The organism is Nonomuraea sp. NPDC003214 (assembly GCF_053590035.1).
Window position 1 is genome coordinate 16,912 of sequence record NZ_JBSFSX010000033.1, and the last position, 25,319, is coordinate 42,230.

General features: G+C 70.9%; 28 protein-coding genes and 1 pseudogene. 7 read left to right on the forward strand and 22 right to left on the reverse strand.

Annotation, left to right across the window (positions count from 1 at the left end):
* Positions 1 to 32: 32 nt before the first annotated feature.
* The 5 genes from ACWDXC_RS44620 to ACWDXC_RS44640 form a co-directional block, all read right to left on the reverse strand.
* Positions 33 to 728: an NADH-quinone oxidoreductase subunit C gene (locus tag ACWDXC_RS44620; protein WP_449993080.1), complete on the reverse strand. Its 696-nt coding sequence runs from the start codon at positions 726 to 728 to the stop codon at positions 33 to 35.
* Entirely contained in the window at positions 725 to 1,276 is a 552-nt protein-coding gene (locus ACWDXC_RS44625; protein ID WP_219504486.1) for a NuoB/complex I 20 kDa subunit family protein, read from the reverse strand. The genes ACWDXC_RS44620 and ACWDXC_RS44625 overlap by 4 nt, the downstream gene beginning before the upstream one ends.
* 2 nt (positions 1,277 to 1,278) lie before the next feature.
* The gene (locus ACWDXC_RS44630) at positions 1,279 to 1,674 is read right to left on the reverse strand and encodes an NADH-quinone oxidoreductase subunit A (protein ID WP_219504483.1); all 396 of its coding nucleotides are present in this window, start codon (positions 1,672 to 1,674) and stop codon (positions 1,279 to 1,281) included.
* Positions 1,675 to 1,741: 67 nt separating this feature from the next.
* Positions 1,742 to 2,986 (reverse strand): geranylgeranyl reductase family protein, encoded by a 1,245-nt coding sequence (locus tag ACWDXC_RS44635; RefSeq protein WP_219504481.1) that lies wholly within the window; start codon positions 2,984 to 2,986, stop codon positions 1,742 to 1,744.
* Between the two features lie 149 nt (positions 2,987 to 3,135).
* A complete protein-coding gene (locus tag ACWDXC_RS44640) occupies positions 3,136 to 3,852 on the reverse strand; it encodes a demethylmenaquinone methyltransferase (protein ID WP_219504479.1) in 717 nt (238 codons plus the stop codon).
* Positions 3,853 to 3,931: 79 nt separating this feature from the next.
* Between ACWDXC_RS44640 and ACWDXC_RS44645 the strand changes: the two genes are divergently transcribed.
* The gene (locus tag ACWDXC_RS44645; RefSeq protein WP_449993083.1) at positions 3,932 to 5,137 is read left to right on the forward strand and encodes a hypothetical protein; all 1,206 of its coding nucleotides are present in this window, start codon (positions 3,932 to 3,934) and stop codon (positions 5,135 to 5,137) included.
* On the opposite strand, the gene ACWDXC_RS44650 is transcribed toward ACWDXC_RS44645, so the two are convergent.
* Positions 5,134 to 5,352 carry a DUF4229 domain-containing protein gene (locus ACWDXC_RS44650; RefSeq protein WP_449993084.1) on the reverse strand — a complete coding sequence of 73 codons (219 nt, stop codon included), beginning with the start codon at positions 5,350 to 5,352 and terminating at the stop codon, positions 5,134 to 5,136. The two genes, ACWDXC_RS44645 and ACWDXC_RS44650, sit on opposite strands and share 4 nt — an antisense overlap.
* A 257-nt stretch (positions 5,353 to 5,609) precedes the next feature.
* On the opposite strand from ACWDXC_RS44650, the gene ACWDXC_RS44655 reads away from it, so the two are divergent.
* Positions 5,610 to 5,831 (forward strand): BldC family transcriptional regulator, encoded by a 222-nt coding sequence (locus tag ACWDXC_RS44655; RefSeq protein ID WP_181616591.1) that lies wholly within the window; start codon positions 5,610 to 5,612, stop codon positions 5,829 to 5,831.
* A gap of 130 nt (positions 5,832 to 5,961) precedes the next feature.
* Here ACWDXC_RS44655 and ACWDXC_RS44660 read toward each other — a convergent pair whose 3' ends face one another.
* Positions 5,962 to 6,204: a hypothetical protein gene (locus tag ACWDXC_RS44660; RefSeq protein ID WP_219504474.1), complete on the reverse strand. Its 243-nt coding sequence runs from the start codon at positions 6,202 to 6,204 to the stop codon at positions 5,962 to 5,964.
* A gap of 10 nt (positions 6,205 to 6,214) precedes the next feature.
* Entirely contained in the window at positions 6,215 to 7,297 is a 1,083-nt protein-coding gene (locus tag ACWDXC_RS44665) for a hypothetical protein (protein WP_449993087.1), read from the reverse strand.
* A gap of 123 nt (positions 7,298 to 7,420) precedes the next feature.
* On the opposite strand from ACWDXC_RS44665, the gene ACWDXC_RS44670 reads away from it, so the two are divergent.
* Positions 7,421 to 7,717, forward strand: coding sequence for a PLD nuclease N-terminal domain-containing protein (locus ACWDXC_RS44670; protein WP_219504470.1), 297 nt, complete (start codon positions 7,421 to 7,423; stop codon positions 7,715 to 7,717).
* A 148-nt stretch (positions 7,718 to 7,865) separates the two neighbouring features.
* Here ACWDXC_RS44670 and ccsA read toward each other — a convergent pair whose 3' ends face one another.
* The 6 genes from ccsA to ACWDXC_RS44700 all read right to left on the reverse strand — a co-directional run bounded on the left by ccsA (position 7,866) and on the right by ACWDXC_RS44700 (position 13,387).
* On the reverse strand, positions 7,866 to 8,810 hold the full coding sequence (gene ccsA, locus ACWDXC_RS44675; RefSeq protein WP_449993089.1) for a cytochrome c biogenesis protein CcsA: 945 nt from the start codon (positions 8,808 to 8,810) through the stop codon (positions 7,866 to 7,868).
* On the reverse strand, positions 8,800 to 10,359 hold the full coding sequence (gene resB / locus ACWDXC_RS44680; protein WP_449993091.1) for a cytochrome c biogenesis protein ResB: 1,560 nt from the start codon (positions 10,357 to 10,359) through the stop codon (positions 8,800 to 8,802). Before resB ends, ccsA begins: the two co-directional genes overlap by 11 nt.
* On the reverse strand, positions 10,359 to 11,081 hold the full coding sequence (locus ACWDXC_RS44685; RefSeq protein WP_449993093.1) for a cytochrome c biogenesis CcdA family protein: 723 nt from the start codon (positions 11,079 to 11,081) through the stop codon (positions 10,359 to 10,361). Before ACWDXC_RS44685 ends, resB begins: the two co-directional genes overlap by 1 nt.
* Positions 11,074 to 11,640, reverse strand: a complete 567-nt coding sequence (locus tag ACWDXC_RS44690) for a TlpA family protein disulfide reductase (protein WP_364167882.1) — start codon at positions 11,638 to 11,640, stop codon at positions 11,074 to 11,076. The genes ACWDXC_RS44685 and ACWDXC_RS44690 overlap by 8 nt, the downstream gene beginning before the upstream one ends.
* A gap of 56 nt (positions 11,641 to 11,696) precedes the next feature.
* The gene (locus tag ACWDXC_RS44695) at positions 11,697 to 12,338 is read right to left on the reverse strand and encodes a histidine phosphatase family protein (protein ID WP_449993095.1); all 642 of its coding nucleotides are present in this window, start codon (positions 12,336 to 12,338) and stop codon (positions 11,697 to 11,699) included.
* 128 nt (positions 12,339 to 12,466) lie between these two features.
* Positions 12,467 to 13,387, reverse strand: a complete 921-nt coding sequence (locus tag ACWDXC_RS44700; protein WP_219504448.1) for a LysR family transcriptional regulator — start codon at positions 13,385 to 13,387, stop codon at positions 12,467 to 12,469.
* Positions 13,388 to 13,636: 249 nt separating this feature from the next.
* On the opposite strand from ACWDXC_RS44700, the pseudogene ACWDXC_RS44705 reads away from it, so the two are divergent.
* Positions 13,637 to 14,332: pseudogene (locus tag ACWDXC_RS44705) on the forward strand (EamA family transporter); the annotation flags it as partial.
* Positions 14,333 to 14,394: 62 nt separating this feature from the next.
* Here the strand turns inward: ACWDXC_RS44705 and hemL are convergent.
* The 7 genes from hemL to ACWDXC_RS44740 all read right to left on the reverse strand — a co-directional run bounded on the left by hemL (position 14,395) and on the right by ACWDXC_RS44740 (position 21,829).
* Complete coding sequence (gene hemL / locus ACWDXC_RS44710) at positions 14,395 to 15,684, reverse strand: glutamate-1-semialdehyde 2,1-aminomutase (protein ID WP_219504446.1); 1,290 nt, start codon at positions 15,682 to 15,684, stop codon at positions 14,395 to 14,397.
* Positions 15,685 to 15,701: 17 nt separating this feature from the next.
* Positions 15,702 to 16,331 carry a bifunctional DNA primase/polymerase gene (locus ACWDXC_RS44715; RefSeq protein WP_449993097.1) on the reverse strand — a complete coding sequence of 210 codons (630 nt, stop codon included), beginning with the start codon at positions 16,329 to 16,331 and terminating at the stop codon, positions 15,702 to 15,704.
* Positions 16,332 to 16,460: 129 nt separating this feature from the next.
* Positions 16,461 to 17,444 carry a porphobilinogen synthase gene (gene hemB, locus ACWDXC_RS44720; RefSeq protein WP_219504435.1) on the reverse strand — a complete coding sequence of 328 codons (984 nt, stop codon included), beginning with the start codon at positions 17,442 to 17,444 and terminating at the stop codon, positions 16,461 to 16,463.
* The gene (locus tag ACWDXC_RS44725) at positions 17,441 to 18,985 is read right to left on the reverse strand and encodes a bifunctional uroporphyrinogen-III C-methyltransferase/uroporphyrinogen-III synthase (RefSeq protein ID WP_357584707.1); all 1,545 of its coding nucleotides are present in this window, start codon (positions 18,983 to 18,985) and stop codon (positions 17,441 to 17,443) included. The genes hemB and ACWDXC_RS44725 overlap by 4 nt, the downstream gene beginning before the upstream one ends.
* Positions 18,982 to 19,902, reverse strand: a complete 921-nt coding sequence (hemC, locus tag ACWDXC_RS44730; protein ID WP_219504431.1) for a hydroxymethylbilane synthase — start codon at positions 19,900 to 19,902, stop codon at positions 18,982 to 18,984. Before hemC ends, ACWDXC_RS44725 begins: the two co-directional genes overlap by 4 nt.
* Positions 19,899 to 21,155, reverse strand: a complete 1,257-nt coding sequence (locus ACWDXC_RS44735; protein WP_449993100.1) for a glutamyl-tRNA reductase — start codon at positions 21,153 to 21,155, stop codon at positions 19,899 to 19,901. Before ACWDXC_RS44735 ends, hemC begins: the two co-directional genes overlap by 4 nt.
* Positions 21,152 to 21,829: a redox-sensing transcriptional repressor Rex gene (locus ACWDXC_RS44740; RefSeq protein ID WP_219504427.1), complete on the reverse strand. Its 678-nt coding sequence runs from the start codon at positions 21,827 to 21,829 to the stop codon at positions 21,152 to 21,154. The genes ACWDXC_RS44735 and ACWDXC_RS44740 overlap by 4 nt, the downstream gene beginning before the upstream one ends.
* A gap of 125 nt (positions 21,830 to 21,954) precedes the next feature.
* Between ACWDXC_RS44740 and ACWDXC_RS44745 the strand changes: the two genes are divergently transcribed.
* Positions 21,955 to 22,191 carry a glutaredoxin family protein gene (locus ACWDXC_RS44745; RefSeq protein ID WP_219504426.1) on the forward strand — a complete coding sequence of 79 codons (237 nt, stop codon included), beginning with the start codon at positions 21,955 to 21,957 and terminating at the stop codon, positions 22,189 to 22,191.
* Here ACWDXC_RS44745 and ACWDXC_RS44750 read toward each other — a convergent pair.
* Positions 22,188 to 23,642 carry a putative quinol monooxygenase gene (locus ACWDXC_RS44750; RefSeq protein ID WP_449993103.1) on the reverse strand — a complete coding sequence of 485 codons (1,455 nt, stop codon included), beginning with the start codon at positions 23,640 to 23,642 and terminating at the stop codon, positions 22,188 to 22,190. The genes ACWDXC_RS44745 and ACWDXC_RS44750 overlap by 4 nt on opposite strands.
* A gap of 178 nt (positions 23,643 to 23,820) precedes the next feature.
* Here ACWDXC_RS44750 and ACWDXC_RS44755 point away from each other — a divergent pair, with 178 nt between their 5' ends.
* Together ACWDXC_RS44755 and ACWDXC_RS44760 are read left to right on the forward strand one after the other, a co-directional pair.
* On the forward strand, positions 23,821 to 24,459 hold the full coding sequence (locus ACWDXC_RS44755; RefSeq protein WP_219504424.1) for a sigma-70 family RNA polymerase sigma factor: 639 nt from the start codon (positions 23,821 to 23,823) through the stop codon (positions 24,457 to 24,459).
* A 71-nt stretch (positions 24,460 to 24,530) separates the two neighbouring features.
* Positions 24,531 to 25,232 (forward strand): DUF5667 domain-containing protein, encoded by a 702-nt coding sequence (locus ACWDXC_RS44760; RefSeq protein ID WP_449993105.1) that lies wholly within the window; start codon positions 24,531 to 24,533, stop codon positions 25,230 to 25,232.
* Positions 25,233 to 25,319: the final 87 nt, after the last annotated feature.

A 25,319-nucleotide genomic window follows, 5' to 3' on the forward strand; every position in this document is an offset into this window, starting at 1 on the left:
CCGGTCGTCAACGCGCTGCTCGAAGAACTCGCTCACGCGTACGACCTCCTGTGGTCGGGCGAGGGGATGGTCGCCCCGCGGTACTCGACCGGGATGCCGCCCAGCGGGTAGTCCTTGCGCTGGGGGTGCCCGTCCCAGTCGTCCGGCATCATGATCCGGGTCAGGCCCGGGTGGCCGTCATAGATGATCCCGAAGAAGTCGTACGCCTCGCGCTCGTGCCAGTCGTGGCCCGGGTAGACGCCGACGGTCGACGGGATGTGCGGGTCGGCGTCGGGGCAGCTCGTCTCGACGCGGACGCGCCGGTTGTGGGTGATCGAGCACAGGTGGATCACCGAGTGCAGCTCCTCGCCCGCCAGGTGCGGGTAGTGCACGCCGGTGACGCCCAGCGACAGCTCGAAGCGCAGCGCCGCGTCGTCGCGCAGCTTCTGGCAGACCTCGACCAGCCGCTCCCGCTTGACGTGCAGGGTCAGCTCGCCGCGGTCGACGACCACGCGCTCGATGGCGTCGTCGAGGCCGAGGGCGTCGACGAGCTCGTCGAAGTAGCCCCCGTACGGGCGCGGCGTGGAGATCTGCGGCGCGCGGCGGACGACGAGGCCGCCGTAGCCGGAGGTGTCGCCGGAGTCGGCGGCGCCGAACATGCCGCGCCGGGCGACGGGCGCCTCGGGGGTCTTGGCGACCTCGGGCACCTCGGCGCCGGGGACCTCGGGGAGGTTGTCAGGGGAGGTCACTTGGCGGCCCCTTGGTCGATCAGCGGCAGCGTGCGCAGCGCCTTGAGCTCGAGGTCCTCGATCTGCTTGGCCCGGTGCGCGCCGAACTTCATGTTCTGGATCTTGTCGTGCAGCTTGACGATCGCGTCGATGAGCATCTCCGGGCGCGGCGGGCAGCCGGGCAGGTAGATGTCGACGGGCACGATGTGGTCGACGCCCTGCACGATGGCGTAGTTGTTGAACATGCCGCCGCTGGAGGCGCACACGCCCATGGCGATGACCCACTTGGGCTCGGCCATCTGGTCGTAGATCTGCCGCAGGACGGGAGCCATCTTCTGCGACACGCGGCCGGCGACGATCATCAGGTCGGCCTGCCGGGGAGACGCCGAAGCGCGCTCCATGCCGAAGCGCGCCAGGTCGTAGTGGGGGCCACCGGTGGCCATCAGCTCGATGGCGCAACAGGCGAGCCCGAAGGTGGCGGGCCATACGGAGTTCTTGCGCGCCCAGCCCGCGGCCTGCTCGACCGTGCTGAGGATGAACCCGCTGGGGAGTTTCTCTTCAAGTCCCATTTTCAGTCCCAGTCCAGACCCTTGCGGCGCCACACGTACGCGTAGGCCACGAGCACGGTGACGATGAACAGCAGCATCTCGACGAGCGCGAACACCCCGAGGCCGGAGGAGATCACGCTGCCCGCGTCGTTGGTGAGCGGAGCGAACGAGACCGCCCACGGGTAGAGGAAGATGATCTCGATGTCGAAGACGATGAAGAGCATCGCCGTGATCATGTATTTGAGCGGGAACCGTCCGCCACCGACAGGCTGGGGCGTCGGCTCGATGCCGCATTCGTAGGCGTCAAGCTTGGCGCGGTTCCAGCGCTTGGGACCGGTGAAGGGGGCGATGGCGACCGAGAAGATCGCGAAGCCCCCCGCGAGAACGGCGAGCACCAGGATGGGCACGTACAGGTCCATCGCTACGCCTCCTCCGGAGTCGCCGCGCGCGCGGGCGCGCAGCCTGATCTATGGATGGGTGTGGGATTCATGCTCGTGGCGCGACCTTCGAGAGTGCGTTGATGATCTTGTCCGACGCATCGCCTCGCCGGTCGGTGAGATTACCAAGGAGTTTGAGCGCGAAGCGCATCAGCCTCGGGTGGGGAAGCCCGTGCCTGGTGCCGAAGCTCATCACACCCGGCTTCCCGATCGCCTGCACGAACAACCTGCCCAGCGTGAAATATCCGCCATAGGCGTCCTTCAACGTCTGAGGATACGTCCGCAGGACACGTTCTCGCTGCGCCGGGGTGGTGCCCTTGAGGGCCTTGGCGACGACCTCGGCGGCGATCTCGCCGGTCTCCATGGCGTAGGCGATGCCCTCGCCGTTGAACGGGTTGATCGAACCGCCGGAGTCGCCGGCGAGCAGGAGGCCGCGCGTGTAGTGCGGCTGCCGGTTGAAGGCCATCGGGAGCGCGGCGCCGCGAATGGGGGCCGTCATGTTCTCCTCGGTGAAGCCCCACTCGGCGGGCATGGACCGGCACCACCGGCGCAGCAGGTCGCGGTAGTCGATGTTCTTGAAGTGGGTGCTGGTGTTGAGCAGGCCGAGCCCCACGTTCGCGGTGCCGTCGCCGACGCCGAACACCCAGCCGTAGCCGGGCAGCAGCGTCTGGTCGTCCCACAGCTCCAGCCACGTCTCCAGGTAGTCGTCGTCGTGGCGCGGGCTGGTGAAGTAGGTGCGCACGGCCACGCCCATCGGGCGGTCCTCGCGCCTTTGCAGGCCCATGCCGAGAGCCAGCCGGGTGCTGTTGCCGTCGGCGGCCACGACCAGCCGGCCGCGGTAGACCGTGCCGTCCTTGGTGGTGACGCCGGTGATGTGGCCGCTGCGGTCGTCGAGGACCGGCCCGGTGACGGTCACGCCCTCCATCAGGCGCGCGCCGGCCTTGACCGCGTGGGCGGCCAGGATCTCGTCGAAGTCCTGGCGGGTCCGTACGAGACCGAAGTCGGGGAAGCGCTCCAGCTTGGGCCAGTCGAGCTCGAAGCGCAGGCCGCCGCCGACGACGCGCAGGCCCTTGTTGCGCACCCAGCCGGGGGCGTCGACGTCGACGCCCATGTTGAGGAGCTGCTTGACGGCTCGCGGGGTCAGGCCGTCACCGCAGACCTTCTCCCGGGGGAAGCGGGTCTTCTCCAGGACGAGCACGTCGAGACCCGCCTGGGCCAGGTAGAAGGCGGTCGCGGAACCGGCGGGACCGGCGCCGACGACGATGACGTCAGCGTCAACTGCTGGCACGGTCACTGGACTGTCCTGTCCTACACGCTCGAAGGCCTGGCCTCGGGGTGTCTCGCCTTCGTTCCTTTGTGAACCCCTTCACAAACTTGTCGGCCCGCAGTCTAACCCTTTTCCTGGACAAAGTGGCAGCCGGGGGGCCGTCAGAGCCTAGTAGATCACGCGGCTTTGAACGCGCGGTGCATGGCCACGATCCCCAAGTCGAGGTTGCGCCAGGCGACCCGCCGCCATCCGGCGTCCTGGATGATGCGCGCCAGCGTCGCCTGGTCCGGCCAGTCACGGATCGACTCGGCCAGATATTCGTACGAATCATCGTTGGAGCCGAAAATCTTGGCCACCTTCGGCAGCAGCCGCATCAGATATTCGCGGTAGACCAGATCGAACGGCGCGAACGTCACGTGCGAAAACTCCAGGATCACCAGCCGGCCGCCCGGCTTGGTCACCCGCAGCATCTCGCGCAGCGCCTGGCCGGTGTCCTGAACGTTGCGCAGCGCCACCGAGATCGTCACCGCGTCGAAGACGTCGTCGGCGAACGGCAGCCGCATCGCGTCGCCCGCGACGAACGGCACCCCCTCGCCCGTGAGCGCGTTGCGCCCGCGGCGGCGCACGCCGGTGCTCAGCATGCCGAGCGAGAAGTCGGAGGCGATCGCCCGCGCGCCCAGCGTCGTGAACGTGTCGGTCGAGGTGCCGGTGCCGGCTCCGAGGTCGAGCACGACCTCCCCCGGCCCGGCGTCGACGGCCGCGGCGACGGCCTTGCGCCACACCCTGACCTGGCCCATCGAGATCACGTCGTTGACGAGGTCGTAGCGCCGGGCGGTGCGATCGAACATCGCGGCGACCTCGTCCGGCTGCTTGTCCAACTGAGCGCGCGTCATGCAGAACAGCCTAGGGCCATTCCCGACAATCAACGGAAAGTAGCGGCACGACTACATTGCGTCTGCTAAGAATGGGCAAATGCTTGCCCGAGTCGCCCTTGCGGCGATCATCGCAGCGGCCCCCGCCGCGCACCCTCGCGTGGTCTCGGCCGACCCGGTCGACCACACCCCGCACGTTCTCGACGGCATCGTCAACGCCATCACGCTCGTCGGCGACACCGTGGTGGTCGGCGGCTCGTTCTCGGCGGTCGCCGACGCCACCAGGACCACCACCTACCGGCGCGACAACCTGTTCGCCTTCGACCTCACGACCGGGCGGGTGCTGCCCCGCTTCGCCCCCGGCGTGGGCGGGCCCGTGCACAGCCTGGCCGCCGGCGACGACGGCACCGTCTACGTCGGCGGCGACTTCCACGAGGTCGACGGCCACCGCGCCAGGTCGCTGGCACAGGTGAGCCTGGCGACCGGCCGGCCGGTGCCCTCGTTCCGCCCTGCCGTCTCCGGAGGCGCGGTCGCGACCCTGGCCAGGCGCGGCGCCCACCTCTACGCCGGCGGCGACTTCACCCGCCCGCGCACCGCGCTGGCCCGGCTCGACGCCACGACCGGCCGCGCCGACCCCGCCTTCACCATCACGCCGGGCGATCCGCTGAGCCGGCGGGTCCGGGTGCACGCGATCGCCGCCACGGCCGACCGGCTGGCGGTCGACGGCAGCTTCACCACGCTCGACGGGCAGTCACGGCCGCAGCTCGGCCTCATCGACATCGGCGGCCCGGCGCCCAAGCTCGCCCCGTGGCGGACCGACGCGTACACGGGCAAGTGCATGGACGTCTTCCCGTGGTACGTGCGCGGCCTCGACTTCGCGCCCGACGGCCGCTATTTCGTGGTCGTCACCACCGGCGGGCCCAGGCGCGGGACGTGCGACAGCGCGGCCAGGTTCGAGACGTACGCCACCGGCGGCAACGTCAAGCCCACCTGGGTCAACAAGACAGGCGGCGACTCGCTCTACGCGGTGTCGGTCACGGGCAGCGCGGTCTACGTCGGAGGGCATCAGCGCTGGCTGGACAATCCGCAGGGCCATGACTCGGCCGGCCCGGGGGCGGTGCCGCGCGAGGGCATCGGGGCCATTCATCCACGGACGGGAAAGGCGCTCAGTTGGAATCCCGGCCGCGAACGCGGGATCGGCGTCAAGGCTTTTCTGGCGAACAGGACAGGACTACTAGTCGGTAGCGACACAACCCGACTCGGGCGGGAGTACCATGCCCGGATTGGCATGTTCCCTCTGCCCTAGTCGTCCTGCGGCTTGGCGCGGTCGATCCTGCCGCTGATGCGCGCGCTCATGGCGTCGCGCTGCTTGGAGAGCAGGACATAGCTGGCGATGCCGCTGATCGCGAACGCGGCCACCAGCAGGACCAGCAGGTTCGGCACGCCGAGGAGCCAGAGCACTCCGAAGGCGATGATGAACAGGCCGATCCTGGACAACGTGTAAACGAGAACGGGATGCACGGGTTCGAGATTACTCGGCCCATGCCTCCGGTCGCTCTTCGCATCGGGCACGAGCGCTGCTACTGTGCCCAGTAAGGGTGTTTCGTAAAGAAACACCCACGAGAGCCCCAAAGAGGCTCTATCATATAACAATCGGGCAGTCAGCTGATAACAACCCGTGATCTTTGCAGAAAACCACGGATAAATCAGGCTTCGCTCGACACACTGGTTACCTGTCCGCCCGCTGGCAGGAAGCGGGATGCGAGGGGGAGAGATTGGTGGAGAGTAGCAGCGAGCGTCTGCTGACCCCTGGAGAGGTTGCCGCCCTCTTCCGGGTAGACCCAAAGACGGTTACGCGCTGGGCTGCGGCAGGCCGCATCAGCAGTATCCGCACCCCCGGAGGGCACCGGCGCTTCCGTGAATCGGAAGTGCACGCCCTTCTTCGAGGCGAGGACGTTCTGACGGCCGACAGGCCGACAGGGGAGTCCCCGCGTGTTTGACGTACCGCCCAGTCGGTGATCCTGCCAGCCAGGATCACCGAGACGGCGTGCTCGCCGGCCCATCCGTAAGGCGAGCGCGGGAAGGCGCCATCCGCCGACCGTGGCTGGCGCCTTGGCGGAATCCTGCCTCTCAGTCGCCGTCCTGGTCGGCCTTGTATGCCAGGAACTCCCGCTCCAGCTCGTCGTTCTCCTCCGCCCAGCGGCGCCGCCGCTCGGCCGCCTCCTCCTCGGTCAACGACTCCTGCAACCACTCGTCGTAACCGGGCTCGCCGGGCTCAACCTCGACATACGCGTTCCCGATCAGGCGCCCGTCTTCGCTGGCCAGGCTCCTCGGCACCCGCAGGGTCCCGTCAGCGAGCCGGATGACGTACATGGCCGATCACCTAGATTCCGTAGCGCCGGTTGAAGAACAGCATGACGTCGAGCGCCATCCGCGTGTTGCCGCCGAGCATGTCGACCAGCGCGGGGCGCTGCCGTGAGGCGATGGCGGCGAACGCGTCGGCGAAGAACTCCTTGCGGCCCAGCCCCCCGCCCTGACGGTGGAACGACGACGCCAGCAGCGGCGTGACCCTCTCGAACAGTGCCACGAACTCCGGCGTGTCCGACACCCATACGCCGAACACCGAATCGATGTCGTCGATCGCGTGCCCGACCTCGTGCATCATCACGTCCGGCGTCGGCGAGGGCCGGTCCCCCACCACGACCTTCCGGTCCCCGTACGCGCCCGCGCACACGTCCCACGTGGCCCGGCCCGACGGCAGCGGCGCGCCGCGCAGATAGCCCATGTCGTCCAGGTCCGGCACGCCGCCCGGCCCGACGTAGATGCCCTCCAGCCCCTCGGCCAGCCGCTCCTTCAGCCGGTCGGGCAGCCTGGCCAGGCTCTCCACGGCCCGGACGAGATCAGGCGGCGGCGGCCCCAGCCGGGCGTCCCACTGGCGGTGCAGGATCGCCTCCAGCTTCCCGCAGTGCCGCAGCCCGTCGCCCAGCGGCGGCACGTCGGGCGGATGCGGCCGGGCCCGCGCGTGGGAGCCGTCGAGCTCGAAGTCCTGCCACGTGTAGCGGGGCCGCTCCGGGGCCGTGGCGGGCGTCCGCTCCGGCCGCCGCCTCGCCTGCTCGTCCGGTCCCCCGCCCTCCCAGGGACGGCGGTCGGCGTCGGTCCGGCGCATCGGCTGGTCACGGCGGTCGGCGTCGGGCCGGCGCGCCGGCTGGTCGCGGCGGTCGGCGTCGGCCCGGCGTGCCGGCTGGTCGCGGCGCTCGCGCTCGCGCCGGCGGAAGCCCGGCGTCTCCGTGCCCTCCCCGGCGGCCCGGCCCACCTCACTGTGGCCTCGCCGATAGGCTCCCCGCGCGTTGGCCCAGAAGGACCGGTCCGCGTCGGGCGGGGCCTCGGTGCGGCGCGAGAAGAGGTACGACCCGCGCCGCCACCAGCGACCTCGCCGATGGCGCCCCTTGTCGTTGGAAATGGCCATCGCACCCCTCACCGCCCCGTGGCGCCGAATCGGGTTCCACGGTACGACGCTGATCTTCGCCAGTCATCCGAAATGCGACATCAGGTGGCACGAACACGCTGGAGATGGCTTACAGTTCGGGGCATGGCAGGTGTCATTGTCGGCCTGGCTCTGCTGGCCTTCTGGCTGTTCACGTTGTTCGACGTCATCACCACCCCCGAGGAAGAGGTCAGGCACTCCCCGAAAGCCGTGTGGCTCATCGTCGTCGCCGTGCTTCCCCTCATCGGCGGGCTGTTCTGGATGCTGCGCGGACGTCCCCGGCCCATCCAGGAGTCCTGGCCGGTGCAGCCGCGTTCGACCGCGGGCATCCCCAAGGGCCCCGACGACGACCCCGATTTCCTTCGCGAACTCGACCGTCGCATGCGCGGCGAAGAGAAGTAACCGCCCCTCCGAAACGCCTGTCACCTACTCTTTCAGGTAAATCTTTTTTAGCGACCGCCTCCTGGGAGCGCCGCAGACGCCCCCAGCAGGCGGAGCGAGGCTCCGGGCGGAGGGAACCGCCCGGAGCGCCTCCACGGCGCTCTCAGCCTCAGGCGTAGCTGTGCAGGCCCTCGATGAAGATGTTGACGCCGACCAGGTTGAACAGCAGCGCCAGGAACGCCACGAGCTGCACGACGGTCGCCGCCCGGCCACGCCACCCGGCCGTCACCCGGGCGTGCAGGTAGGCCGCGTAGCCGACCCAGGTGATGAACGACCACACCTCCTTGGGGTCCCAGCCCCAGTAGCGGCCCCACGCCCGGTCCGCCCACAGCGCGCCCGCGATGACGGCGAACGTCCACAGCGGGAACGCCAGCACGATCGCCCGGTGCGCCGCCTTCTCCAGCTCGGCCTTGGCGGGCAGCCGCGACAGCCCGTCGCCGCGCACCAGGAAGAGCACCCCCGCCACGCCCGCGAGCACGAACAGTCCGCTGGCGATGATGGCGGCGGTGACGTGGATGGCGATCCAGTAGGAGTTGAGCGCGGGCACGACCGGCCCGGCCGAGGTGTAGAAGACCTTGGACGCGAGCCCCAGCCCCAGCGCCGCAGGCACCATGACGAACCCGCCGAGGAAGCGGATGTTGGTGCGCGTCTGGGTGATGAGGAACGCGGAGACGGCGGCGAAGCAGATGGCGACGATGAACTCGTACATGTTGCCCCACGGCCACCGGTCGACCGCGAGGCCGCGGGTGACGATGGCGCCGAGGTTGGCCGCCCAGCCGAGCCAGGCCAGGACGAGCCCGGCGATGCCGCCGCGCAGGGCGAACGCGGGGACGGGCTGCTGCGGCGCGTCGTCGGAGGGCCCGTCCGCCTCCGCCTCCGAGGAGGAGGCGGCGCCCACCGTCACGGGGGTGCGTGCGCGGCCCTTGACGGGCGCGTCGGCACGGGCGCGGCCGAAGGCCAGCTCGAGCGCGAAGCCCACCATCGCGAACAGATAGAGCAGCACTGCCGCGACCACGAACAGGTCGCTCAGCTCCGCGAGTGGTTCAGCGCTCATCCTTGTCTCCTGCTGCTAGAACCTTGACGATGTCGTCGAACTCCTCCGCGAACCCGGCCGCGGACCCTTCGGTGCGGGTCAGCCCGCCCACGTCGACGGTGCCGTCCTTGACCCGCACCCACACCCGCCGGCGCCGGATGACCAGCGAGAGCACGATGGCGACGGTGGCCGTCGAGGCGGCGATGAGTGCGGGCAGCCGGCCGGGGTCGTAGGCGATCTGGAGCGTCATCCACTCCTTGACCTCGACGAACTCCAGCTTGCCCGCCCCGTCGGGCAGGTCGAGCGTTTGGCCGGGGGCCAGCGGCGCGGGCACGTCCTTGCCCATGACCAGCGGCTTGAGCTTCTTCATCAGCTCGGGCGGCGCCAGCTCGTAGACGGACCTGGGCTCCCCCGAGCGCATGCCGAGGTCGCCGGAGAACGCCCCCAGGACCTGCACGCCGGGCTGGATGGCCCCGGGGAAGGCCGAGGCGTAGCTGCCGTCGGTCAGCGGCACGCTGGTGGGCAGGAAGCGCATCAGGAAGCCGAGCGGCGTCGGCTGCGCGTCGGGCACCTTGACCACGCAGTCGGAGGTGAGCGTGGGCTTGTCGGCGATGATGCACGGCACCGGCCCCTCGAACGCGACGTGCCCCTTGGCGTCGGTGACGCGGAAGACGGGGGCGTAGCCGTGGCCGATGAGGTAGGTCTGGGTGCCGTTGACCTCCAGCGGCTCGTTGACCTTGAGCTCGTAGTCGCGCGGCGCGGCCCCGGGAGCGTCGGTGACCTTGAGGAAGGCGGAGTAGTCGAGCTCCTGCCCGCGCTTCTCCCCCTCGACCTGGTAGGTGGCCTGGAAGTCGGTCATCTCGAAGCTGAACGGCTCCAGCGACTCGGCCGACACCTGAGGGCCGGGGATGAACCGGTCGTAGGCGGCCACGGTGTTGGCGAACCCGTCGCCCTCGGCGACCAGCACGTTGCCCCGGTAGCCGTACAGGGAGCCGAAGCCGACGGCGACCAGCACGCCGAGCAGCGCGATGTGGAAGAGCAGGTTGCCGGTCTCGCGCAGGTAGCCCTTCTCGGCGGCGACCCAGCCGTCGCCGGTCTCCACGCGGAAGCGCAGCTTGCGCAGCCGCCTGGCGGCCTCGGTGACCGTGAGGTCGCCGTCGAAGGAGGCGGAGTGCGGCAGCCTGGTCAGGTTGCGCGGCGCGGCCGGCGGCTTGCGGCGCAGCTCGCGCAGGTAGGTGGCGGTGCGCGGGATGATGCAGCCGATCAGCGAGGTGAACAGCAGCAGGTAGATGGCCGCGAACCAGACCGAGGTGAAGACGTCGAAGAGCTGGAAGCGGTCGTACCACTCGGCCAGCGCCGGACTGTCCTTGTAGACGAGCGCGACCTTGTCGGGCTCGACGCTGCGCTGCGGGATCAGCGAGCCGGGCACGCTGGCCAGCGCGAACAGGAAGAGCAGGATGAGCGCGGTCTTCATCGAGGTGAGCGTGCGCCAGCACCAGCGCAGCCAGCCGGTCAGGCCCATGCCCGCGGGCTTGGCCGCGCGCTCCCGCTCCAGCTCGTCGACGCTCATCAGATCACCGGCCGGAAGTTGCCGATCAGGCCCTGCATGGTGGCGATCATCTCTCCCCAGAGGCCGGTGACCAGCGCGATGCCGACGGCCACCATCATGCCGCCGCCGATCCGGGTGATCAGGCGCGAGTGCTTGCGGATCGCCCGGAACGTGTGCAGCGCCTTGCTGTAGGCCAGGGCGGCGGCCACGAACGGCAGCCCGAGCCCGAGCGCGTAGGCCACGGCGAGCAGGGCGCCCCGCGAGGCGCTGCCCTCGTTGAGTCCGAGGGTGAGGACGACGGCCAGGGTGGGGCCGATGCACGGCGTCCAGCCGAGCCCGAACACCACGCCGAGCAGCGGCGCGCCGGCCAGCCCGGCGGAGGGCATCCTGTGGATGCGCACGTCGCGCATCAGCCCGGGGACCACCCCGAGGAACGCCAGCCCGAGCAGGATCGTGAGCACGCCGAGCACCCGCGTGATGATCTCGGCGTTGCCGAGCAGCGCCGCGCCGAGCCCGCCGAACAGCGCCCCGCTGGCGACGAACACGGCGGCGAACCCGGCCACGAACAGCAGCGTGCCCAGCACCAGCCGCCCCCGCTTGGGGTCGGCGCTCATGCCCGTGACGTACGACAGGTAGCCGGGGACGAGCGGGAGCACGCACGGCGACAGGAACGAGACCACGCCGGCCAGCACCGCGATCGGCACCGCCAGCAGCAGCGAGCCGGACGCGACCACGTCACTCATCGCGCACCTTGGTCACCGTGTCCATCAGGTCGGTGTAGCGGACGGCGCCGAGCGCCCGGGCGGCGATCCGGCCCTGCTTGTCGATGATCAGCGTGGACGGGATGGCCGCGGGCGGCACCGTGCCCTGGAAGGCGAGCGCGATCTTGCCGGGCTGGTCGAAGATGCTCGGGTAGCCGGTCTTCTCGGTGCGTTCGAAGGCGAGCGCGTCGGCCTTGCGGTCCTTGAAGTCGATGCCGATGAACTCCACGCCGGTGCCCTTGGTCTTGGCCGCGACCTCCTTGAGCACGGGCGCCTCGGCCCGGCAGGGCCCGCACCAGGAGGCCCAGAAGTTGAGCACGACGACCTTGCCCTTGTGGGCGGCCAGGGAGGCGGTGCCGTCCTCCAGCGTGGGCCCTTCGACGGCGGGCGCCGGCTCGCGCTCGGCCGCCGCGAACACCTGCATCTTCCCGTCGCCGGCGACGAAGCGGGTGTCACCCGCCGCGGGCTGACCGCCCTGGTCGCCCGCGCAGCCCGCGGCCAGGACGGCGATGAGGGCCAGTGAGATTGACGTCGCGCGCACGGGAGGATGATCTCCTTGTACTACAAGCGGTAGAGCTTGCAACTCTACCGGCGCTGTCATGCGCCCGGGACGCTGGGTCCCCGGTACAGCGACCCCGCCGGCTCGCTGTAGCCGACGCTGACGAGCCGGTTGCCGTCGAAGGTGAACGTGGTGAGGCTGGCCAGCGCGCACTGCCTGCGGCGAGGGTCGTGCCAGAGCCTGCGCCGGCCCTCGGCCGCCATCCGGATCGCCCAGATCGGGAGCTGGTGGCTGACGAGCACCGCCTCGTGCCCGCGCGCCGCCTCCCTGGCGTCCTCGACCATCGACTTCATCCGCGCGACGATCACCGGGTAGGGCTCGCCCCACGAGGGCCGCATCGGGTTCCAGAAGTAGCGGTAGTTGCGCGGGCTGCGCAGCAACTGCAGGCCGGGCCCGGAGATCCGGCCCTCCAGCAGGTTGCCGGCCTCCAGCAGCCGGTCGTCGCTGACGATGTCGAGGCCGAGCGTGGCGGCCAGCGGCGCGGCGGTCTCCTGCGCGCGCTCCAGCGGCGAGCTGTAGAGGGCGACGATGTCGCGCCCCGCCACGGACTTGGCGACGGTCTTGGCCATCAGCTGGCCGGTCTCGGACAGGTGGTAACCAGGGAGCCTGCCGTAGAGGATGCCGCCAGGGTTGTGCACCTCACCGTGGCGCAAAAGGTGAACGACAGTGGTTTCAGCCATGGTGGGCTTCAGCTTAGCCGCTCGCCGGGCCCGGCTCGCGGGTGGATGGAGTCTGGCCGGTCGGAAGGAGACCACCGGCTGCTGGCCGCGGGGGTCATTCTGGGCGGCCTGGTGGCCATCGCCCTGTCCTAGGTGACCGCCCAGGCGTTCTCGTGGCGGCTGCTGGAGCGTACGAGCGCCTCGACGGTGGCGCGGATCGCGGGGCGGCGGGCGGCGTCGGTGCGCCAGAGCGCGTAGATGCGGCGGCTCTGGCCAGGGCGGATCGGAATGAACCGGATGCCGTCGGGCACCGGGTCGCGGCCCATCCTGGGCACGATCGCGCAGCCCAGCCCGGCGGCCACGAGGGCGAGGTGGGTCGGGTATTCGTCGGCCATGCAGGCGATCTCCGGCTCGACCTCGGCGCTGCGCAGCGTGAACACCAGCCAGTCGTGGCAGATCGTGCCGGGCGTGGAGCTGATCCAGCGCTCGCCCTGGAGTGCCGACAGCGCGATCTCCTTGTGGCCGGCCAGCGGGTGGTCGGCCGGGACGGCCACGTCGGCCACGTCTTCGAGCAGCGACTTCCTGGACAGTCCTTCGGGGATGGCGATCGGCCGGTTGAGCCAGTCCTGGACGATGACCAGGTCGAGCTCGCCCCTGGCCACCTCGCGGATCACCCGCTCGGGCTCGCGCTCGTACAGCTGGATGAGCAGGTCGGGGTGGCGCTCGCGCAGCTCGGCGAGCGCGGCGGGCATCAAGCCGCGCGCGGCGGTGGGGAACGCGCCCACGTTGAGCCGGCCGACGACCTGGCCGCGCAGCGCCTCGAAGTCGGCCTCGGCGGTCTCGACCAGGGCCAGGATGCGCTCGGCGTGCTCGGCGAGCAGCCCGGCGGCATCGGTCAGCCGCACGCCGCGCCCGTTGCGCTCGACCAGCCTGGCCCCGGTCTCGCGCTCCAGCTTGGCGATCTGCTGCGAGACGGCCGACGGCGTGACCATGAGCGCGTCGGCGGCGGCGCCGACCGAGCCGTAGACGTGCACGGCATGTAGAGCCTTGAGCCGGTTCAAGTCCAACATGTAAGCCAGTCTAAAGGGTTAAGCATAGAAAGTCTCGCTTGTCGTTAAAGGTGTAGCGTTGGAAAATATATGCATGCGAATCCTTAAGACGAAGAAGCAGACCCACCAGACCACCTCCTACCTGAAGGCCCTCGCCGAGCAGGCCCGCGAGCAGCGCATCCGCTACCGCAAGACGTCCGCCGCGTGAGACCCGGCCACCTGGCCCTCGCCGTCGGCCTCGCGGCCGTCTGGGGAGTGAACTTCGTCGTCATGCAGGTGGGGCTGGAGCACTTCCCGCCCCTGCTGTACGCGGGCCTGCGGTTCGCGCTGGCGGCGTTGCCCGCGCTGCTCCTCGTGGGGCGGCCCGGAGTTCCCTGGCGATGGGTCGGCGCGGTGGCTGCCACTCTCGGAGTCGGCCAGTTCGGGCTGTTGCTCATCGGCATGCGCGCCGGGATGCCGGCCGGGCTGACTTCCCTGGTCCTGCAGGCGCAGGTCCTGTTCACCATCGTGTTCGCGGTGACGCTCCTCGGCGAGCGGCTCACCGCCCGTCGCGTCGCCGGCCTGGCCGTCGCCTTCGGCGGCCTGGCCCTGGTCGCCGTCGACTTCGGCCTGTCCGGCCCGGCAGGCGCCTTCGCCCTCTGCGTGGCCGCGGCCGCCGCCTGGGGCCTCGGCAACGTCGCCCAGCGCAAGGCCGCCCCGCCCGACTCGCTGCGCTTCATGGTCTGGGTGAGCGCCCTGTCGGCGCCCCCGCTCCTGCTGCTGTCGCTGCTGGTCGAGGGCGTCCCGTCGCTCGCCGCCCCGGCCGAGGGCTGGCTGTCGCTGGCGTACGTGGCGTTCGTCTCGACGCTCGGCGGCTTCGGCGTGTGGGGTTATCTGCTGCGCCGCTACGACGCCTCGACCGTGGCCCCGTACACGCTGCTCGTGCCGGTCTTCGGCATGTCGTCGGCCGCCCTCTTCACCGGTGAGCCGCTGACCTGGCTCAAGGCGGTGGCGGCCGTGCTCATCGTGGCCGGGGTGCTGTTCGCCAATCAGAGGACCGCGGCGGCCGCCTTGGCGGCGGCGGGCAGCGCGTCGGCGACCCGCTCCAGTGCCTCCTCGTCGTGCGCCGCCGACAGGAACCACGCCTCGTACGCCGACGGCGGCAGGTAGACGCCCCGGTCGAGCATCGCGTGGAAGAACGCCTTGTACGCGGCCGTGCTCTGCGTCTGGGCGTCGGCGAAGTTCGTCACCTGCCGGTCGGTGAAGAAGATCGAGAACAGGCTGCCCGCCGTCTGCAGCCGGTGCGGCACCCCCGCCTCCGACAGCGCCTCGGTGGCCGCCCGCGCCACCGCCGAAGCGGCCGCGCCGACCTTCGCGTAGGCGTCGGCGTCGAGCGTGCGCAGCGTGGTCAGCCCGGCCGCGCAGGCCAGCGGATTGCCCGACAGCGTGCCCGCCTGATAGACGGGACCCTCAGGCGCCAGATGGGCCATGACCTCGGCCCGGCCGCCGAACGCCGCCGCCGGCAGCCCCCCGCCCATCACCTTGCCGAACGTCATCAGGTCGGCCTCCACCGGGTCCAGCCCGTACCAGCCCGACGGCGAGACGCGGAAGCCGGTCAGCACCTCGTCGACGATGAGCAGCGCCCCGTTGGCCGTGCACAGCTCACGCAGCCGGGCGTTGAACCCGTCGAGCGGCGGCACGATGCCCATGTTGGCCGGACACGCCTCGGTGATGACGCAGGCGATCTCGGCCGAGGCGAACGCCTCCTCCACCGCCTTGACGTCGTTGTAGGGCAGCACGATCGTGTCGGCCGCCGACGCCCCCGTCACCCCCGGCGTGTCCGGCAGCCCGAACGTCACGACGCCCGACCCCGCCGAGGCCAGCAGCGCGTCGACGTGCCCGTGATAGCACCCGGCGAACTTGATCACCTTGGACCGTCCGGTGAACCCGCGCGCCAGCCGCACCGCGCTCATCGTCGCCTCGGTGCCGGAGCTCACCAGCCGCACCTTCGCCACCGGCGCGACCCGGCGGACGATCTCCTCCGCCAGCTCCACCTCGCCCGGCGTGGCCGTCCCGTACGAGAACCCGTGGGCCACCGCCTGCGACACGGCCTCCACCACGGCCGGATGCCGGTGCCCCAGGATCATCGGGCCCCACGAGCACACCAGGTCGACGTAGCGGTTGCCGTCGACGTCCGTGATGTACGGGCCCTGCCCGGAGGCCATGAAACGCGGAGTGCCGCCCACCGCTCCGAACGCGCGGACCGGCGAGTTGACACCCCCCGGCACGACGGCGCTGGCGCGGGCGAACAGGTCCTCGGAGATGCGTGTACGGCTCACCAGACCAGGTTAGTCCCCTAGTCGGCCAGCCACTCAAGCAGGCGGAGCGGGTCGGGCAGCGGCCGGCCGTCGGGCGGGCGCAGCCACGAGACCGGCTGTCCGGTGGGCAGCGTGGAGGGCGGGGCCAGCACGTAGCTGTCGCGGCAGTGCCAGCGCAGCCCCGGCGTGTCCTCGATCGTGGCCGGGTCGCAGTCGAGCTGGCACGACCACCACTCGTCCTCGTCCTCCGGGTTGCCGCGCGTGGCCACGTAGAACAAGACCCGGTCGCCGTTGGCGGCGACCGGGCCGGAGTCCGCGCCTGCGTTGTCGATCCGGGTGAGGGCCGACAGGCCGAGCGCGAGGGGCACGTCGAAGACGTCGAACACCCGCCCCGTGGGCAGGATGACGTTGGCCTCGGGCTCGCGCTGCCACCAGCGGGTGAGCTGGGTGGCGTCGGTGGTGGCCTGAAGGCTCCAGGCGGGGGAGATGGGGTGCGCGCCCGGGTCGGGACAGCCGAGCCGGTCACAGGAACACGCTCGGGTGCCCCGCCGCAGCGGGAAGGCTCCCGGCACGCTCGGCCAGCCCAGTGCGGCGTAGCCCAGCACGGCGTCGATCCGCGTCGGCCGGGACCGTTTCCTGGTACGCCGAGCCAGAGGTACCCCCACCATTGGTGTCTCCCGTCGATTCGGTGCCTGAGGAGGCCCCGGCTCTCCGGGCTCAATAGCCACGCGGGACACACCAGCACTTGTCATGGCACTCTAACGCACAGGTCCCAGGACCCGACGGGAAACCCCCTGTTAGAGGCGGCGCGCCACCTCGGTCGCCCAGTAGGTGAGGATCAGGTCGGCGCCGGCGCGCTTGATCGCCACCAGCGACTCCATGATCGTGCGCTCGCGGTCGATCCAGCCGTTGGCGGCGGCGGCCTCGACCATCGCGTACTCGCCGCTCACCTGGTAGGCGGCCACCGGCACGTCCACCTCGTCGCGGAAGGCGCGGATGACGTCGAGGTAGGCCAGCGCGGGCTTGACCATGACGGCGTCGGCGCCCTCGGCCAGGTCGAGCCGCACCTCGCGCAGCGCCTCCTCCAGCGGCCCGGCGGGGTCCTGCTGGTGGGTGCTGCGGTCGCCGAACTGCGGCGCGCACTCGGCGGCGTCGCGGAAGGGCCCGTAGAAGGCGGAGGCGTACTTGGCGGAGTAGGCGAGGATCGGCACCCCGGAGAAGCCCTCCGCGTCGAGCGCCGCCCGGATCACTCCCACCTGGCCGTCCATCATGCCGCTCGGCGCCACGACCTGGGAGCCCGCCCTGGCCTGCGCGACCGCGATCGAGGCGTAGCGCTCCAGCGTGAGGTCGTTGTCGACGTCGCCGGACTCGGTGAGGATCCCGCAGTGCCCGTGGTCGGTGAACTCGTCGAGGCAGGTGTCGGCCATCACCACGATGGCGTCGCCCACCTCGGCGCTCACCTCGCGCAGCGCCACCTGGAGGATGCCGTCGGGGTCGTCGCCCGCCGAGCCGCGCGCGTCCTTGACCGCCGGGATGCCGAACAGGATCAGCCCGCCGACCCCGGCCTCGGCGGCCTCGTGGGCGGCCTTGCGCAGCGAGTCACGGGTGTGCTGGACGACGCCGGGCATCGACGCGACCGGACTCGGCTCGTCGATGCCCTCCTTGACGAACATCGGCAGGATCAGGTCGGCGGGGTGCAGGCGGGTGCCGGCGACCATCCGGCGCAGCGCCGGGGAGCGGCGCAGCCGTCGCGGACGGGCGACGGGGAACTCGGCACTCACTTGGCTCTCCTCCTGGCTCCTCTGCGGTTCTGCGACGGCCTGCGCGGCGTGTCACCGGCGGCCAGCGCGGCGCTGCGCTGCTTGGCGCCGTACTCGGCGAGCGCGGCCGCCAGCGCCGACGCGGACGCCTTGTCGGCCATCACGTCGACGCGCAGCCCGAACTCCTCGGCCGTCTTGGCCGTCTGCGGCCCGATGACGGCGATCACGGTGACGTTGTGCGGCTTGCCCGCGATGCCCACCAGGTTGCGGACCGTGGAGGACGAGGTGAACAGCACCGCGTCGAACCCGCCGCCCTTGATGGCCTCGCGGATCGGCGCGGGCGGCGGCGCGGCCCGCACGGTGCGGTAGGCCGTCACGTCGTCGCACTCCCAGCCCAGCTCGGTCAGCCCGGCCACGAGCGTGTCGGTGGAGATGTCGGCGCGCGGCAGCAGCACCCGGTTGATCGGGTCGAGCATCGAGTCGTAGGGCGGCCACTCGGCCACCAGGCCCTCCGACGACTGCTCGCCCGACGGCAGCAGGTCGGGCTTGACGCCGAACTCGACCAGCGCCCGGGCGGTGGCGTCGCCCACGGCGGCCACCTTGAGCCCGGCGAACGCCCGCGCGTCGAGCCCGTACTCCTCGAACTTCTCGCGCACCGCCTTGACCGCGTTGGCGCTGGTGAAGGCCACCCACTCGTAGCGGCCGGTGACCAGGCCCTTGATCGCGCGGTCCATCTGCTGCGGGGTGCGCGGCGGCTCGACCGAGATGGTCGGCACCTCCTCGGGCACCGCGCCGTAGGAGGTGAGCTGCTCCGACAGGCTCTTGGACTGCTCCTTGGTGCGCGGCACCAGCACCCGCCAGCCGAACAGCGGCTTGGTCTCGAACCATGACAGCTTGTCGCGCAGCCCCACGGCCTCGCCGACGACGATCAGCGCCGGCTCGGTGAAGCCCGCGTGCTTGAGGTCGGCCTGCAGCCTGCCGAGCGAGGAGACGACCGTGTACTGCTCGGTGGTGGTGCCGCCGCTGCTGACGGCCACCGGGGTGCTGTCGGGCTTGCCGCCGGCGATCAGCGCCTTGCCGATCGCCACGGCCTCGGTGATGCCGTTGTAGATCACCAGCGTGCCGGGACAGGCCGCGTGCGAGGACCAGTCCTGGTCCTGCGCGGCGTCGACGACCCGGAACTCGGGCACCGACGACGCCGGCGGGATGCCCGCGTAGCCGAGCACGGCCGTCGCGGGCGGCACCCCGGGCACGATCTCGAAGTCCACCTCCGCCGCGGCGAGCGCCGCGGCCTCCTCGGTGATCGAGGAGAACAGCATCGGGTCGCCCTCGCACAGCCGCACCACGAGCCGGCCTGACTTGGCGTGCTTGACGAGGTCGTCGGCGGCGACCTCGACCCCGGGGCGGCAGTGCTTGAGCAGGGGGCCGTGCAGGTCCTCGTCGAGGATCACCACGTCGGCCTTGCCCAGCAGCTCGGCGCCGCGGAGCGTGAGAAGGTTCGGGTCGCCGGGCCCCGCGCCTACGAACGCGACGAAACCGGAGGTCGGACTATCGGAGCTCAATGGGAATGCTCCCCCATCAATCTGTCGGCCCCTTCGTGAAGCATCTCGGCCGCGAGCCGGCGACCCAGATCTTCCGCCTCCGAAGGAGAGCCGGCGGTGGACTTGCGCACCGCGCGGGCGCCGTCGATGGCGACGACCGCAGCGGTCAGGTTCAGAGTGTGCCCGTCATCGAGCGCGAACGCACCCACGGGCGCCGAGCAGCCTGCCTCCAGGGCGGCCAGCACCGACCGCTCGGCGGCCACCGCGGAGCGGGTCCGCGGGTCGTCGAGCTGCCCGAGGAAGGCGACCAGGTCGTCGCGGTCGGCCAGGCACTCCACGGCCAGCGAGCCCTGGCCGGGGGCCGGGAGCAGCTCCTCGACCTCGAAGATCTGGGCGATCTCGGCGGTCCGCCCGATCCGGGTGAGGCCGGCCGAGGCCAGCACGACGGCGTCGAGCTCGCCGGAGGTGACCTTGCCGATCCGGGTGTCGGCGTTGCCGCGGATCGGCACGTACTCCAGATCGGGGCGCATGGCCCGGAGCATGGCGACGCGGCGCGGCGAGCCGGTGCCGACCTTGGCGCCGGCCGGGAGGTCGGCGAAGGAGCAGCGGCCGACCAGCGCGTCGCGGTGGTCGTGGCGGGCGGGCAGCGCGGCCAGCGCGATGCGCGGGTCGGGCTTGGTGGGCAGGTCCTTCAGCGAGTGGACGGCGAAGTCGACCTCGCCCTCGATCAGCTTGTCGCGCAGCGCGCTGACGAACACGCCGGTGCCGCCGAGCTGGGCCAGGTGGGCCTTGCTCACGTCGCCGAACGTGGTGACGCCGACCAGCTCGATCGCCCTGCCGGTGCGCTCGGTGTAGGCGTCGGCGACCATCTGGGACTGCGTCGTCGCCATCAGGCTGCGCCTCGTGCCGAGCCGCAGCGGCCCCGTCTGCGGAGTCACAGCTCCACCTCCCTCACGGCCTCGGGCATCTTCGGATCCAGGTCGAACAGCTCGCGCAGCGCCTCGGCATAATGATCGCCTCCGGGCGAGGTGGCGAGCCGCTTGACACGCACGGTCGGCTCGTGGAGCAGTTTGTCAACGACCCGTTGCACGGTGAGCGTCACCTCGTCCTTGATTTTGCCGTCAAGCTCGGGGACCCGCATCATCAGGCGCCCCAACTCCGACTCGACCACGCCGGCCGCCTTGCTGCGCAGCGCCACCACGGTGGGGGTCACCCGGGCCGCCCGCTCGGCGTCGAGGTAGGCCGTCAGCTCCTCGGCGACCAGCGCGCGCACGGCCCTGACCGCGTCGCCCTCGCGCGAGCCGATGCCGGACTCCTGGATCGTCTCCAGGTCGACCAGCGTCACGCCGGGGACGGCGCGCACAGCCGGGTCGACGTCGTGCGGCAGCGCCAGGTCCAGCAGGAACGCGCCGCGCGTGACCATGTCGGCGGTGATCACGTGCTTGCCGGCGCCGGTGCAGGTGATCACCAGGTCGGCCTCGGCCAGCTCACCGGCGACCGCGGCGAACTCCACCGCCCGGCCGCCGACGGTCTCGGCCAGCCGCGCGCCGCGCGAGAACGTACGGTTGGCGATCACGATGTCGGTGACGCCGGCGCGCGCCAGCGTGGCGGCGGCCAGCGAGCTCATCGAGCCCGCGCCGACCACCAGGGCGCGCAGGCCGGTCAGGTCGCCCGCCAGCGCCAGCCCGGCGGTCACCAGCGAGGCGCCCGCCTGGTCGATGCCGGTGTCGGTGTGGGCGCGCTTGCCCACGCGCAGCGCCTGCTGCGCCAGCTCGTTGAGGGTCGCGCCGACCGTGCCCTGCTTCTGCGCCAGCTTGAGCGCCCGCCGGACCTGGCCGAGGATCTGGCCCTCGCCCACGACCATCGAGTCGAGGCCGCACACCAGCGAGAACAGGTGCTCGACGGCCCGCTCCTCGTAGTGCACGTACAGGTGCGGGGTCAGCTCGTCGACCGGCACGCCCGAGTGGAGGCTGAGCATCCCGGTGACGGCGTTGACGGCGGCGTGGAAGCGGTCCACGGCGACGAAGACCTCGACCCGGTTGCAGGTCGAGACCACGAAGGCCTCGGCCACGCAGGGGTCCTGCTGCACGTCGTGCAGGAGCTTGACGAGCGCGTCACCCGTTACGGAGACACGCTCCAGCAGGGCCACCGGCGCCGTGCGGTGGCTGAGCCCGATCGCCAGAACACTCATTGACTGTCCACTGCCATGAGTGGCCCCCCAGCTTTGCGTTGCTCGTGGAACGCAAGGATCTGCAGTTCGATGGATAGGTCGACTTTACGGACATCGACGCCGTCCGGAACGGTGAGCACGACCGGGGCGAAGTTGAGGATGCTGGTCACCCCGGCGGCCACCACACGATCGCATACTTCCTGTGCGGCCGCCGCCGGTGTCGCCAGAACCACGATCGAGACTCCACGCCGCTTGATCACGGCTTCCAGTTCGTCGATGTGCTCCACATTCAACCCCGCGATGTCGTCGCCCACGATTTCGGGGTCGGCGTCGAACACCGCGGCGATGCGGAATCCCCGCGACACGAACCCGCCGTACCCGGCGAGCGCGCGGCCCAGGTTGCCGACGCCGACGATGGCGACGGCCCAGTCCTGCGTGAGACCGAGCTCACGGGAGATCTGGTAGACGAGGTACTCGACGTCGTAGCCGACGCCACGGGTGCCGTAGGAGCCCAGGTGTGACAGGTCCTTGCGGAGTTTGGCCGAGTTGACGCCGGCGGCCACGGCGAGGTCCTCCGAACTCACGGTCGCCACCCCGCGCTCGGCCATCCCGTGCAACGCCCGCAGGTAGAGCGGCAGCCGGGCGACCGTTGCCTCGGGGATGCCGCGATCACGGGGGTGGGACGGGCTCTTCACGTGCCGGAGCTCCAGGGGAACGGGCGGCCTCGGGCCGCGTGAGTGGATTAGAACCGTCTTTCAGGTTAATCCTTTTGTGAACCGATGCACAAAGTCACCTTCCAGCGAGCGCTACCGTGGAGGCCATGCACCGCATCACCCTGCTCGGAAAGCCTGGCTGCCACCTGTGTGACGACGCGCGCGAGATCATCGCCCGCGTGGCCGGCGAGCTGGGCGTGCCGTGGGAGGAAGTGAACATCGACTCCTCCGACGAGCTGCGCGAACGCTACTGGGAGATGATCCCGGTCACGTTGATCGACGGGGAGCAGCACGACTTCTGGCGGGTGTCCGAGGAGCGCCTGCGGGCCGCGCTCACCGGCTAGAACATGGCGGTCGGCAGGGGCACGACCTTGGCGGCGTTGACGTTGAGCTCGATGATGTTGGTGGCCAGCACCATCGACTGCCGGTCGGCGATGAAGCGCTCGATGTGCGGCTGCCGCTGGTGGTCGCGGTAGGCCACCTCGTCGCGGTAGAGCTCGTAGACGATGCGCTGCAGCGGCGCCGACTTGACCGAGTGGCAGGCGTAGACGAGCGTGTCGGGCTCGCCCCGGCGCACCGCCTCGACGGTCTGCTCGGCGAGCCGGTCGAAGGCCGCGCCCGAGCCGTCCATGAGCGTGAAGACGGTGAGCATGCCGTAGATGCTGGGCGACAGCCTGCCGGTCTGCGGGGCGGGCTGCACGACCGGCTGGGGCACCGACTGGGGGCCGGTGCGCGGGGAGAACAGCTCGGCGCCCGAGAAGGCGGCGCCGGCGGCGGGCATCGAGCCGGTGGACGGCATCGTGGGGTCGGGCCGCTCGCTCGGCGCGGGCATGGCGTAGTCGGCGCGCTCGCCGTTCATGATGTAGCCGGTCGACGGGCCCGGGTCGGACGGCGGCGACATGCGGGCGGCGTAGTCGACGTCGTCGGTGGCCCGGTACTCGGCCACCAGGTCGCCCAGCCCCGACTTGCGCGGCCGTACCGGCTCGGCGATCGGCTCCGGCGCCTTCCGGCGGCCCACCGGCTCCTGGCGGTGCCCGGCCACCGGCCGGTCGTCACGGTGGCCGGCCGCCCGCTCGGCGCGCCGGCTCTCCGCCGCCGCGAGCTCGTCGTCCTCGTCGTCGTCCTCGTACGGGGCGAGCGGGCGCAGCACGCAGTACCAGATCGCCGCGGCGGCGACGAGGAGCAGCACGACGATGAAGAACCCGTTGCTCAGGAACTGCATCGCGCCCATCAGCGCGAGCCCCGAGGGGGCGATGATGACGGTGGCGTGCAGGTTGTCGGTGTCGTACTCGTCGCCGTTGCGCCAGCGCAGCGCGGCGACCACCACCGCCGCCAGCATGATCAGCGCGGCGATCGCGTGCACGCCGGTCAGCAGCGACGACGGGATGAGCGCCCAGTGCGCCGACGCGTCGGGCAGCGACTTGCCCATCTCGTCGCTGACGAGCGGGTCGACGACCATGATGACCAGGGCGACGAACGTGTAGGCGATGCCGAACAGCCAGCCGAGGAACTTCGGCGGCGTCTTCTCCGCCAGGAGCTGGATCAGCCCGATCGCCAGCCAGAGCGGCGCCAGCAGCGATCCGGTGATCTGGACGAGCTTGAACGTGACGGTCCCGAACCCCATGAGGTGGCCGAATCCCGCCACGCCCAGCGCGAGGCAGAGCGCCGCCGCTGAAACGGTCCAGGCGATCAGCCAGCCCTCGGGCTCCTCACGCAACCGGCTGACCAGGGCGCCCGAGGCGACTCCTGCCAGGATGGCTCCGGCGAAGGCGATGACAGCAACGAGGATCTCCATGGTGACTCCAATGCTGCCGGACTACGCCTCTCAACCGGTAGCCGAAAAGGGAACGGGTGCGTCCACACCGTATCTGCCGATTGCGGGGAGTCTTACCAACAGGATGCGGATTGTGGAATTTCCGGTTGATTTCTAGAGTGTTCGAGCACGCCGCACCCCTTCGCCCTAGGGATAACGGATGCCTGACTCGTGGCCGTTCGCCGGGCTGCTCGCGCCAGCAGTCGCTGGCCCCGCTCCGGCGACCGAGCCTGCCGTGCGCGAAGACCTCCCCGACGACCTGCGCACCCTCGTCCTGCACGCCAAGACCGGCGACTCGGACGCCTTTGGCACGCTCTACGACCGCTACGTGGACCTCGTTTACCGCTACATCTACTTCCGGGTCGGCTCCCACCCGCTCGCCGAGGACCTGACCAGCGAGACCTTCCTGCGGGCGCTGCGGCGCATCGCCGACTTCACCTGGCAGGGCCGGGACTTCGGCGCCTGGCTGGTGACCATCGCCAGAAACCTGGTGACCGACCACTTCAAGTCCGGACGCTACCGCCTGGAGGTCCCGACCGGCGAGGTGCTCGACGTCCCCCTGGACGGCTCGCACATCCCCGAGAACGCCGTGGTCACCGCCATCATCAACGACCGGGTGCTGCGCGCCGTCCGGGATCTCAACCCCGAACAGCAGGAGTGCGTCGTCCTGCGATTCCTGCACGGCCTGTCGCTCGCGGAAACCGCGCTGATCATGGGGAAGAAGAGTGGAGCGATCAAAGCGCTGCAGTTCCGTGCCGTCCGTGCGCTGGCCAGGGCGCTCAAACACGACCTTGCGTAACCTTTCGCCACGGAACGTCGTTAGGCAGGTATCACCACAGGACCGAGCCGCGGGGGCGTCAGGGGGCCGCCATGAGTAGGGCGCGCAGATCGCAGGAGCGGGTGCTGGAGCATCTCGCCGAGCTCGGCAGGACCCCGCTGGGTGGCGGCCCGGACCCGGCCTTCCGCTCCCGCCTGCGTGACGAGCTCGCCGCCGCCCGCGCCGCGACCGCCCCGGCGGCCACCACAGCAGCCACCGCGAGGGCCGCCGGGGCCGCATCCCGGCCGCGCTCGGCGAACCGGGCCGGCGGGCGTCACTCCCGCCGCAGACCGCGCCCTCGGCGGCGCTCGCCCGCCTCCGCGCTGGTCTCGTTCGGGCTGGTGACCGCGATGATGCTGACCGCGGTCGTCACGTACGACTCGGTGCCCGGCGACGCCCTCTACCCGCTCAAGCGGGCCGCCGAGAGCACGCTGGTCCGCCTCAGCACCGACGACGTCGTACGGGGCGAGCGCGAGCTGGTGTCGGCCAAGACGCGCGCCGAGGAGGTCGCCCAGCTCCTCGGCTCGTCGGAGGCCGGCCCGCTCGTCAGCAGGACGCTCAAGGACATGGAGCGCGCGACCCGGGCCGGCATCAGCAGGCTCCGCCGCGCCGAGCCGCGCTCCCCCAAGATCGACAAGTTCGCCGAGGACCAGCGCAACATGGTCGGGCCGATGCTCGAACGCCTCGACGGCCCGCAGCAGGACCAGGCGGTCGGCTACCTGGACTACATCGAGGGGCTCGTCCCGCCTAGATGATTGATTCCAAGGGGGAGATCAGCTGTTCGGCTGCGGACATGAAGCGAGGGCGTTCAAGATCCGTTTGTGACGACAGAACTGAACACC

Coding starts and splice junctions, on each gene's coding strand:
- ACWDXC_RS44625 (WP_219504486.1), bottom strand. CDS start 1,276: ATGGGACTTGAAGAGAAACTCCCCAGCGGGTTCATCCTCAGCACGGTC.
- ACWDXC_RS44630 (WP_219504483.1), bottom strand. CDS start 1,674: ATGGACCTGTACGTGCCCATCCTGGTGCTCGCCGTTCTCGCGGGGGGC.
- ACWDXC_RS44640 (WP_219504479.1), bottom strand. CDS start 3,852: ATGACGCGCGCTCAGTTGGACAAGCAGCCGGACGAGGTCGCCGCGATG.
- ACWDXC_RS44645 (WP_449993083.1), top strand. CDS start 3,932: ATGCTTGCCCGAGTCGCCCTTGCGGCGATCATCGCAGCGGCCCCCGCC.
- ACWDXC_RS44660 (WP_219504474.1), bottom strand. CDS start 6,204: ATGTACGTCATCCGGCTCGCTGACGGGACCCTGCGGGTGCCGAGGAGC.
- ACWDXC_RS44665 (WP_449993087.1), bottom strand. CDS start 7,297: ATGGCCATTTCCAACGACAAGGGGCGCCATCGGCGAGGTCGCTGGTGG.
- ACWDXC_RS44670 (WP_219504470.1), top strand. CDS start 7,421: ATGGCAGGTGTCATTGTCGGCCTGGCTCTGCTGGCCTTCTGGCTGTTC.
- ccsA (WP_449993089.1), bottom strand. CDS start 8,810: ATGAGCGCTGAACCACTCGCGGAGCTGAGCGACCTGTTCGTGGTCGCG.
- resB (WP_449993091.1), bottom strand. CDS start 10,359: ATGAGCGTCGACGAGCTGGAGCGGGAGCGCGCGGCCAAGCCCGCGGGC.
- ACWDXC_RS44685 (WP_449993093.1), bottom strand. CDS start 11,081: ATGAGTGACGTGGTCGCGTCCGGCTCGCTGCTGCTGGCGGTGCCGATC.
- ACWDXC_RS44695 (WP_449993095.1), bottom strand. CDS start 12,338: ATGGCTGAAACCACTGTCGTTCACCTTTTGCGCCACGGTGAGGTGCAC.
- ACWDXC_RS44700 (WP_219504448.1), bottom strand. CDS start 13,387: ATGTTGGACTTGAACCGGCTCAAGGCTCTACATGCCGTGCACGTCTAC.
- ACWDXC_RS44715 (WP_449993097.1), bottom strand. CDS start 16,331: ATGGTGGGGGTACCTCTGGCTCGGCGTACCAGGAAACGGTCCCGGCCG.
- ACWDXC_RS44735 (WP_449993100.1), bottom strand. CDS start 21,155: ATGAGTGTTCTGGCGATCGGGCTCAGCCACCGCACGGCGCCGGTGGCC.
- ACWDXC_RS44745 (WP_219504426.1), top strand. CDS start 21,955: ATGCACCGCATCACCCTGCTCGGAAAGCCTGGCTGCCACCTGTGTGAC.
- ACWDXC_RS44750 (WP_449993103.1), bottom strand. CDS start 23,642: ATGGAGATCCTCGTTGCTGTCATCGCCTTCGCCGGAGCCATCCTGGCA.
- ACWDXC_RS44755 (WP_219504424.1), top strand. CDS start 23,821: ATGCCTGACTCGTGGCCGTTCGCCGGGCTGCTCGCGCCAGCAGTCGCT.
- ACWDXC_RS44760 (WP_449993105.1), top strand. CDS start 24,531: ATGAGTAGGGCGCGCAGATCGCAGGAGCGGGTGCTGGAGCATCTCGCC.